Source organism: Cyanobium gracile UHCC 0281 (genome assembly GCF_034931305.1).
In the GTDB taxonomy this organism is placed as follows: domain Bacteria; phylum Cyanobacteriota; class Cyanobacteriia; order PCC-6307; family Cyanobiaceae; genus Cyanobium; species Cyanobium gracile_A.
This window is the reverse complement of sequence record NZ_JAYGHY010000088.1, coordinates 1-8,161: the sequence shown is the minus strand read 5'-3', so window position 1 is coordinate 8,161 and position 8,161 is coordinate 1. Positions and strand designations below refer to the sequence as shown.

The window sequence follows — 8,161 nt, the reverse complement described above, 5'->3', positions numbered from 1 at the left end:
CCCTGGGGCGGCGCAGGCGCTCGCGGCTGGGCCGATCGCCGCCGCGGCCGCCGCCCCCCTGAGCGGCGAGGAGCATGCCGGGCTGATCCTGGTGGCCCTGGCCAGCCCCAGGCTCACGCCCCGCATCGGCCCCGCCGAACGGGTGCCCCCCGGGGAGCGGGTGTGGATCCGTCGCCAGGAGCTGCCGGCCGGATGGCCCGTGCAGCTGCAGGCCCCCGAGCTCGAGCCCTGGCTGCTGGCCGAAGCCCCAGGGGCGGGCCGATGAGGCTGGCACGCGGTCGGGACGCTTGGATCCTGCTGGGGTTGTGGCTGGCGGGCCTGCTCCTGGATGTGCTCTGGCTGCAGCGCCATGGCCAGCCGCCGGCCTGGGATCAGGGGGAACATCTCAGCCGCGCCCTGGGGGTCTGGCAGGTGCTCGGGGAGGCCGCACCCTTCGATCCCCTCTGGTGGCATCGGCTCTGGGCCGAGACCCCCACTTACCGGGGACCCTTCACCTATCTGGTGACCGCACCGGTGTTCAGCCTGCTGGGGCCTGGGTATGGCAGCGCCATCCTCTCCAACAGCCTGTTCCAGGCCCTGCTGCTGGGGAGCCTGTATGGCCTGGGCCGCCTGGCCCACAGCCGGGCCGCCGGCCTCTGGGCCGCCTTTCTCTGTGGCGTCGCCCCGGCCCTGCTCAACCAGCGCAGTGACTATCTGATCGATTTCAGTCTCACGGCCGTGCTCACGGCCACCTGGTGGCTGCTGACCGTGCGGGTGCTGGCCCGCCCCCACCGCCCCTGGCTCTGGAGTCTGGGCGGTGGCCTGGGCCTGGGCGCCGTCGTTCTGACACGCCCTACGGGCCTGGTGATGCTCTGGCTGCCCCTGCTGGCCCTGGCCTGGATGGCTCTGCTGGCCCCCATTCAGCCGGGCAGGCCAGCCCGCCTGAGCCGGCTGGCCCAGCTGCTGCTGGCCGCCGCCGCCGCCACGGTCGTGGCCTGGCCCTGGTGGAGCCAGAACTGGCTGACGATCCTCTCCACGGTCAACAAGGCCCGCCAGTGGGGCGTCCTGTACCAGGACGGGCTGGAGGCGAACACCCTGGCGGGCTGGCTGTTCTACCCCCGCCTGCTGCCCACCATGGCCGGGGCTGCCCTGGTGGCGGTGGTGGTGGCAGGGGGGGGCCTGAGCCTGCGGCGGCGACACGGCGCCCCTGCCACCGCCCTGCCCTGGCGGCGGCTCACCTGGTGGCTGAGCTTTCCGCTCGGGGCCCTGCTGCTGGCCACCCTGATGAGCACCAAGGACTTCCGCTTCGTGCTGCCCCTGGTTCCCCAGCTGTGTCTCGGTCTGGGGATCCTGCTGGGCTCGGCCACCGGTCGCTGGACGACCGGCTGGCGTCTGGCGGTGGTGGGGATCGGGATCTGGGGGGCCCTGGCCAGCCAGTTCGCCCTGGCGGCCAATCCCACCGGGTTTCCGCCGCGGCCTCCCATCGCCGGCCCCCCCTGGCCCCTGGAGGCGATCGTGGCCACGATCCGCCAGCGCAGTCCGCACCAGCTCTCCACCCTGGCGGTGCTGCCCGACAGCCAGGGCCTGAACGCCTTCAACCTCGACGCCGAAGGACGCCGCCAGGACTTCCGCGTCGCCGCCCGCCAGACCGTGGCCCCCGTCGACCAGCTCGGCGGGGACCTGGCCGGCTTCGACTGGTTCCTGCTCAAAGGGGGCGACCAGGGGGTGATGAGCGACGAGCGCCAGGCCGCCCTCGACGGGATGGTGCGCCGTTCGCCGGCGTTCCAGGCCGCCGGCCGCTGGCCCCTGCCCGACGGCAGCAGCGCCGAACTCTTCGAGCGGCGGCAGCTGAGCCTGGAGGTGACGCCAGTGGCCTGCGGGCCGGATCCCAGCCTCCAGCTGGATCTCAGCGTCGAGCCACCCGCTCCCCTGCGGCCGGGCAGCGAGGCGGTCCTGGTGAGCCGTCTGCGGGGGCCGGCGGCCCAGCTGCGGGATGGCCTGCTGCTGCTCGACTGGCGGCAGGAAACCGCCGGTGGTGGCCTGCCGAGCTGGCGCCACGACCGCGGCATCGGCCAGGGGATGCTGCGCGCCGGTTCTTCCGCCTGTCTGGAGGTCCGCGAACGCCTGGCCCTGGTGGTACCGGCCGGGCTGCCCGACGGGACCTACCAGTTGCGGGCCCGCGCCCTTGACCGCCAGGAACAGCCGCTGGCCCTGCGCAGTTCACCGCTCCCGCTGGCGGTGGCGGCCGATGGCGCCGGCGGAGGCCGTGGGGCACCCCCCAACCGCATCGACCAGCTGGTCGCGCTGGGGAGGCTGCTGCGTCGAGGGGAACTGGATCGCCTGTTCCAGCAGGTGGGACAGATCAACCAGCGCGATCCCCAGCAGATCTACCTGGCCCAGGCGGAGCGGCTGCTGCGGGCCCGGCTTCAGGCCCCTCCCCCCGACACCGGTGGCAGCGATCTGGAGGACCTCTATGGTCTGGCCCTGGCCCAGGCGCTGCAGCGGCACGCCGATGGGGCCGTCGACACCCTGCAGCGCATCGTGTCCCTCGAACCCACCAATCCCCATGCCCTGATGGCCCTCGGCTTCGTGCAGCTCTACCGCTTCCACCCCGGCCAGGCCCAGGTGGCGCTCGACGCCGCCGCCCGGCTCGACCCCGGCAACCGCACGCTGCGGACGCTGCGGGCCGTGGCCAGCGGCCTGCGGCTGGACGTGGCCGGCACCCTGGCCCTGCTGCGATGAACGGCATGCTTCAGCCCGAGGGACTGCAACGGTTCCACCGCCGCAACCGCGCCTATTACGAAGACCTGAACCGGCTGCACCAGGTGCTGGTCGCTCCGGGCCTGAGGGTTCTCGAGATCGGCTGCGGCCTGGGAGATCTGCTGGCCGCCACCCACCCCAGCCACGGGGTGGGCATCGAGCGCGACCCCGCCATCGCCGCCGCTGCACGGGAGGCCCATCCCAACCTGCGCATCCTTTGCGCCGAAGCGGCGGCCATCGACCCGGAGGCGATCGGGGAGAGCGAGCCGTTCGATGTGATTCTTCTCGCCAACACCCTCAACACCCTCGAGGACGTCCAGGGGGTGATCGAGCGGCTGGCGGCGTTCTGCCATGACCGCACGCGGCTGGTGGTGAGTTTCCACAACTGGCTGTGGCAGCCGCTGCTGAAGGCGGCAGAACGGCTGGGTCTACGCCAGCCCCAGCCCCCTGAGAGCTGGCTCACCCCCAGGGATGTGCAGAACCTGCTCGACCTGGCCGGCTGGGAGGTGCTCAAGCAGGGGCACCGCTGCCTGCTGCCACGACACCTCCCCCTGCTCAGCACCCTCGCCAACCGTTGGCTCAGCCAGCTGCCCGTGTTGGAACAGTTCGGGCTCACCCACTGGCTGGTGGCCCGTCCCGCCACCCCGGCCCAGCGCCGTCCCAGCGTCAGCGTGGTGATCCCGGCCCGCAACGAAGCCGGCAACATCGCCGCCGCCATCGACCGCATGCCCCTGCTGGGATCCGCCACCGAGGTGCTGTTCGTGGAAGGGCACTCCTCGGATGACACCTGGGCGGAGATCGAGCGGGTGTGCGCGGCCTACAGCGGCCCGTTGCAGCTGCGCGCCCTGCGCCAGAGCGGCCGCGGCAAGGCGGATGCTGTCTGGCTGGGCTTTGATCAGTCCGAAGGGGACGTGCTGATGATCCTGGATGCGGATCTCACCGTGCGTCCCGAAGACCTGCCCCGCTTCTACAAGGCCCTCGCCGAGGGCCGGGGGGAATTCGTCAACGGCTGCCGGTTGGTCTATCCGCGCACCAACGCAGCCATGCCACCGCTGAACACGGCCGCCAACCGTTTCTTCGCTGCGGCCTTCTCCTGGTTGCTGCGCCAACGGCTGAAGGACACCCTCTGCGGCACCAAGGTGATCTGGAAGGCGGACTATGAGCGCCTCAAGGCCGGGCGGGCCTACTTCGGCGACTTCGACCCCTTCGGCGATTTCGACCTGCTCTTCGGCGCTTCCAAGCTGAACCTCAAGATCGTGGAGGTGCCGGTGCGATACCAGGAGCGCAGTTACGGCAGCTCCAACATCGCCCACGTGAAGGAGGGCCTGATCCTGGCCCGGATGTGTCTCTACGCGGCCCAGAAGCTGCGCTTCACGCCATGAGCGCACCCGTGTGCGCCCCACCTCCGTGCCAACGGCGGCGCCGCCCTGGCTGCTGATGAAAAAGCGCTGGCTCCTGGGCCTGGTGGGAACGCTGGTTGTCTACCTGGGGCTCAGCTTCTGGTTCGGCTTCGCCAACGTGATGCGCTCGCTGGCGGCACTGCCCTGGTGGTGCTGGGTCGTGGTGGCGGCGCTGGTGGCCCTGGGCTATGTGCTCCTGTTCCAGCGCTGGCAGTTCTATCTGCGGCAGCTGGGGCATCCCCTGGCCTGGCGCCCCAGCGGCCGGATCTACACCGCCGGTCTCTCCCTGGTGGCCGCACCAGGCCGCAGCGGTGAGGCCCTGCGCGGGCTGTGGCTTCAGCGTCGCCACGCCATTCCGATGCAGGTGGGCGTGGGGGTGACCCTGGCGGAGCGGGTGACGGACCTGGCTGGAGCCCTGCTGCTGCTTGCCTGGGGGCTGGGAGGCCGGGTTCTGCCGGCCCTGCTGGCTGCCGGGGGAACCCTGGCCGTTGGCACCTGGCTGCTGACCCACCCGGCCGCTCTGCGCCGCCTGGAGGCGTTCCTCGACCGGCTGCCGGCCCACCGGCGCTGGCGCGGTCTGAGCCGGCTGCTGCGGGAAGCCCTCGGGGCCGTGAGCCGGCTGCGCCAGCTGCTGCAGCCCTGGCCCCTGCTTGTGGGAACCGCCCTGGCGGCACTGGTGTGGCTGATCGAAGCGTCGGCGCTGATGGGCCTGCTCCAGGTGCTGGGGGATCCCCTGGCCCTCACCCAGGCCGCCGTGATCCGCACAGCGATGGCCCTCGGGGGTGTCCTTTCCTTTCTGCCGGCGGGGGTCGGCACCGCGGAGGCCACGGCCATCGGCCTGGCGGTGGCCTTCGGTGTCGATCGATCGGCGGCGCTGGCCGTCATCCTGGTGCTGCGGGTGTGCACCGTGCTGTTGCCCACGGCGGTGGGCTTGCTGGTGCTGTCCCGCCTCAGAGACGGTGGCCCGGGAGACGGTGGCGACGGGGTGGGCGCCTGATCGAGGCCATCGGCTCCCGGGACTCCCTGGCCAGAGACAGCGCACCGGCCTCGCCCAGCGGCTACCTGGGGGTGGAGGAGCAGGTCTACCGGCTGTTCCCTGTGGTGGCCTGGCTGACTGGCTTCGCCCGCCCTGGTCGCCTTCGTTCAGCTGTATCCCAGCCAGCAGGCCGCCGCCTACTTCCTGATGCCAACGCGGCTCTGGGAGATGGGGGCCGGTCGCCTGCTGTTCTGCGCCGGCGGCGTCTGGCCGGCGGGGCTGCGGGGGCTTGGCCGCCTGCCGCACCGGTGATCCGCAAGGTGCTGACATCGTCGCCGAGAGGACCAAGCCCCCCATGAACGATGCCCCCGACATCATCATCTCCAGGTGAACCTGGGGACAAACGGTGTCGAGGGCTCTCGCCGGGTCCGCTCTGGCGCGGAACCGATGGATCAGGAGTCAGCAGCCGTGATCAGCCGGCATTCTCCGCGATCAGCAGACCCTGGATGGGACAACTTGGGGTCATGGACACCTCCTCCTGTGGGTTGGATGCCAGCCGGCGACGCCTTCGGGACGAATTGGAACGAACAGCGGGGAAACCCCGGGGCCGCATCCGAATCCGTCGCCACGCCACTGCTGACAGAACCCCGTAATCATAACGACATTTTGCACCTCCTTGCCCGTGAATCCGGCTGGAAGGTTCGGAGGACCAGCCGACAACCAGGCCGGAGAGCCTTCACGAGGAGGCCTGTGATACATCCGTACCGTTCTGGCATTGTGCGCCAACTGCCTCGCCAGTGGCGCAGAGCTTGAGAGAGGAATCGAAAGCTATCAATTCATAGCTTTGCTACATCGTTCAGGTAGGTTTCAGATCTCATGCCCCTACCTTGCCGCCCCATTGATAATGCAATCCGCCCTTGCGTCCATGGCCAATCAACTGGCCATGGTTGTCGTTTTCGTCCTCTTCAGTTTTGGTCTACTCACAGCAACAAGGCTGAGGACGAGGTTCAGACCCAGCGACGATGGCCAAGCAGGGAAGGACTTCGAGGAGCGCAATGACGGCCTTGACCTGTTGGCCGGCCTCATCGCTTTTGGCGTGGGCTGCAACGTGCTGCTGATCCTGCCGGCGCTGATGGAGCTGCTGAGCGGATCTGGCGGACGGCCGATCCTGATGCTCCATCGGTTCTGCAGCGGCCTCACCACGGCAACGGCGCTGTTGCTGGCGCTGCTCGGAGGCCTGGCCCTGCTGCAGAGCAGCCGCTGGCCTGGCCGAATGACTTTCCACGCCATTGCATCGCCACTGGCCTCACGCTTCGGGACCCTGGCCATCAGCCCGATCAATGGAGCAACCCTGCGCGTGTTGACCTTCGTGCCAGCCGTTTATCTTCTCTCCGCTCCCTATTTAGGATTGCAATATGATACCGGGCTTTATCATCTACCTTCCCTGCTTCATTTTCAGACCTTCGGCCCGGAGGTTGGCCTCGCCAATTTTCATTTCAGCTTCGGTTTTTTCAACCTGCAGCAGTTCGCCCAGGTTTCGCTGCAGAACCTGAGCCCTTCAAGATTCATTCTCGCTCCTTCACTTAACCTCATTTTCCTGGAAGCATTCATTCTCACAGTCGTTTCCAGCCTTTCAGCGATTCAACAGCCAGAGACACCAAATCGATCCAGACAGATAACAACGAGAGCTCTTCTATACCTTTGCACAGGGCTCATCTTTGGCATTCAGTCACTGAATTCGCTGGTGTCATTTGATGCGGACTTTGCCGTTTCAATGACAACATTGATGCTGATTTACGTCCTGTACTTCTGCTGTCCTGGCCAGCGCCGCGCCCAGGCTCTGGCCCTTTCCCTTTTTCTGCCGCTGCTGAAGCTTTCCGGGGCCTTGGGCCTCGCCCTGATTCTCCTACTGGAGTTTCTGCGTCAGGTCCCCGGACTCAAATTCAATCGCTGGCGAGGAGTCTTTGGTGTCGTCGGCCTCTGCCGGCGGGAACTCAAAACGAAGCAAGCCTTGGCAGGCGCATTCCTGCTGGCCTACGCCTCCATGGTGGCAACAAACCTGATCACATCCGGATATCTCGTCTTTCCAATTCCCTTCACCGGGCCGTGGGGAGACCATGCCGTTCCCTTGGCTTCAACCAAGTTCATCAGAAGTGCACTGGTCACAAACTATGCTCGATTTGACGATAATGTTTCACTTTCAGCGAGCCTCTATCCAAAACATCTTTCACTCTCAGATTGGCTGCCAAGATTCCTGTCTACATCCCGTGGGCAGCTGATGACATTCTGGATCATTGCTGCCATGGCACTCTTCCTGGTCCTGGCTGCCATGACAATTGCAAACAGGCGATTACTTCGCGAACGAAGGCTTCTACACCTCAGCCTTTGCCTCCTACCCATAACTTTTCTCGCCCTGCTAGTACTGCCTCCAAATCCACGATTTTTCCCCTGGATTGGCTCTCTGATTGGCTTTGAATTCACCGAGCTAGTGATACTCTATCCAGCACTATCCCTGCTGACGTCGGCGATACTGATGTCACTTCTGAGCGTCCGTTTACAGCGGTCTCTTCTCAAGTCAACCGGCCCTGAACCCTACTCCGATAGATCGGTTCCCAGCGATCGACTGTATGGATGGCACTCAAGGCAGGAATCACCAGCTGATTCCAAGGAAATCCCCATTCGCTCTCCGCGACAGGACAAGTGCTGGTCTATTCAACCTCCTTGCACTCCTTACATTCCATCCGCTGAGGGAAGATCCAAACTGACCACAAAGTGAAGATCACCAGGATGGGAGACCATGGCTTTGGTAAGCGGGCGGAAACCGACAGCAGCCAGGCGGACAAAAAAAGTGCCCTCCAAGGAGGGCACTAGAGTCAAACAGCAAAGGCAAACTAACCGGCCGATCAGAGGGCGTTGCCGCGGGGCAGAACCTCTTCAGGGAAGATGAAGTTTTCGTGCGGTTGGTCAGCGGGCGCCATCCAGGCACGCAGACCTTCGTTGAGCAGGATGTTCTTGGTATAGAACGTTTCGAATTCAGGATCCTCCG

General features: G+C 66.5%; 4 protein-coding genes and 2 pseudogenes. 5 read left to right on the top strand and 1 reads right to left on the bottom strand.

Features of this window, described 5'->3' with window-relative positions; all coding sequences use genetic code 11:
- From VB739_RS15720 to VB739_RS15700, 5 genes and pseudogenes are all read left to right on the top strand, one after another.
- A pseudogene (locus VB739_RS15720) lies at positions 1–265 on the top strand (glycosyl transferase); the annotation flags it as partial.
- Positions 262–2,721, top strand: a complete 2,460-nt coding sequence (locus VB739_RS15715) for a hypothetical protein (RefSeq protein ID WP_323357964.1) — start codon at positions 262–264, stop codon at positions 2,719–2,721. The pseudogene VB739_RS15720 and the gene VB739_RS15715, both read left to right, overlap by 4 nt.
- Positions 2,718–4,121, top strand: a complete 1,404-nt coding sequence (locus tag VB739_RS15710; protein WP_323357963.1) for a glycosyltransferase — start codon at positions 2,718–2,720, stop codon at positions 4,119–4,121. Before VB739_RS15715 ends, VB739_RS15710 begins: the two co-directional genes overlap by 4 nt.
- 10 nt (positions 4,122–4,131) lie before the next feature.
- Positions 4,132–5,136, top strand: a complete 1,005-nt coding sequence (locus VB739_RS15705) for a lysylphosphatidylglycerol synthase transmembrane domain-containing protein (RefSeq protein WP_323357962.1) — start codon at positions 4,132–4,134, stop codon at positions 5,134–5,136.
- 904 nt (positions 5,137–6,040) lie between these two features.
- On the top strand, positions 6,041–7,891 hold the full coding sequence (locus VB739_RS15700) for a hypothetical protein (protein WP_323357961.1): 1,851 nt from the start codon (positions 6,041–6,043) through the stop codon (positions 7,889–7,891).
- Between the two features lie 127 nt (positions 7,892–8,018).
- Here the strand turns inward: VB739_RS15700 and VB739_RS15695 are convergent.
- Positions 8,019–8,161, bottom strand: a pseudogene (locus VB739_RS15695) (photosystem II D2 protein (photosystem q(a) protein)); the annotation flags it as partial.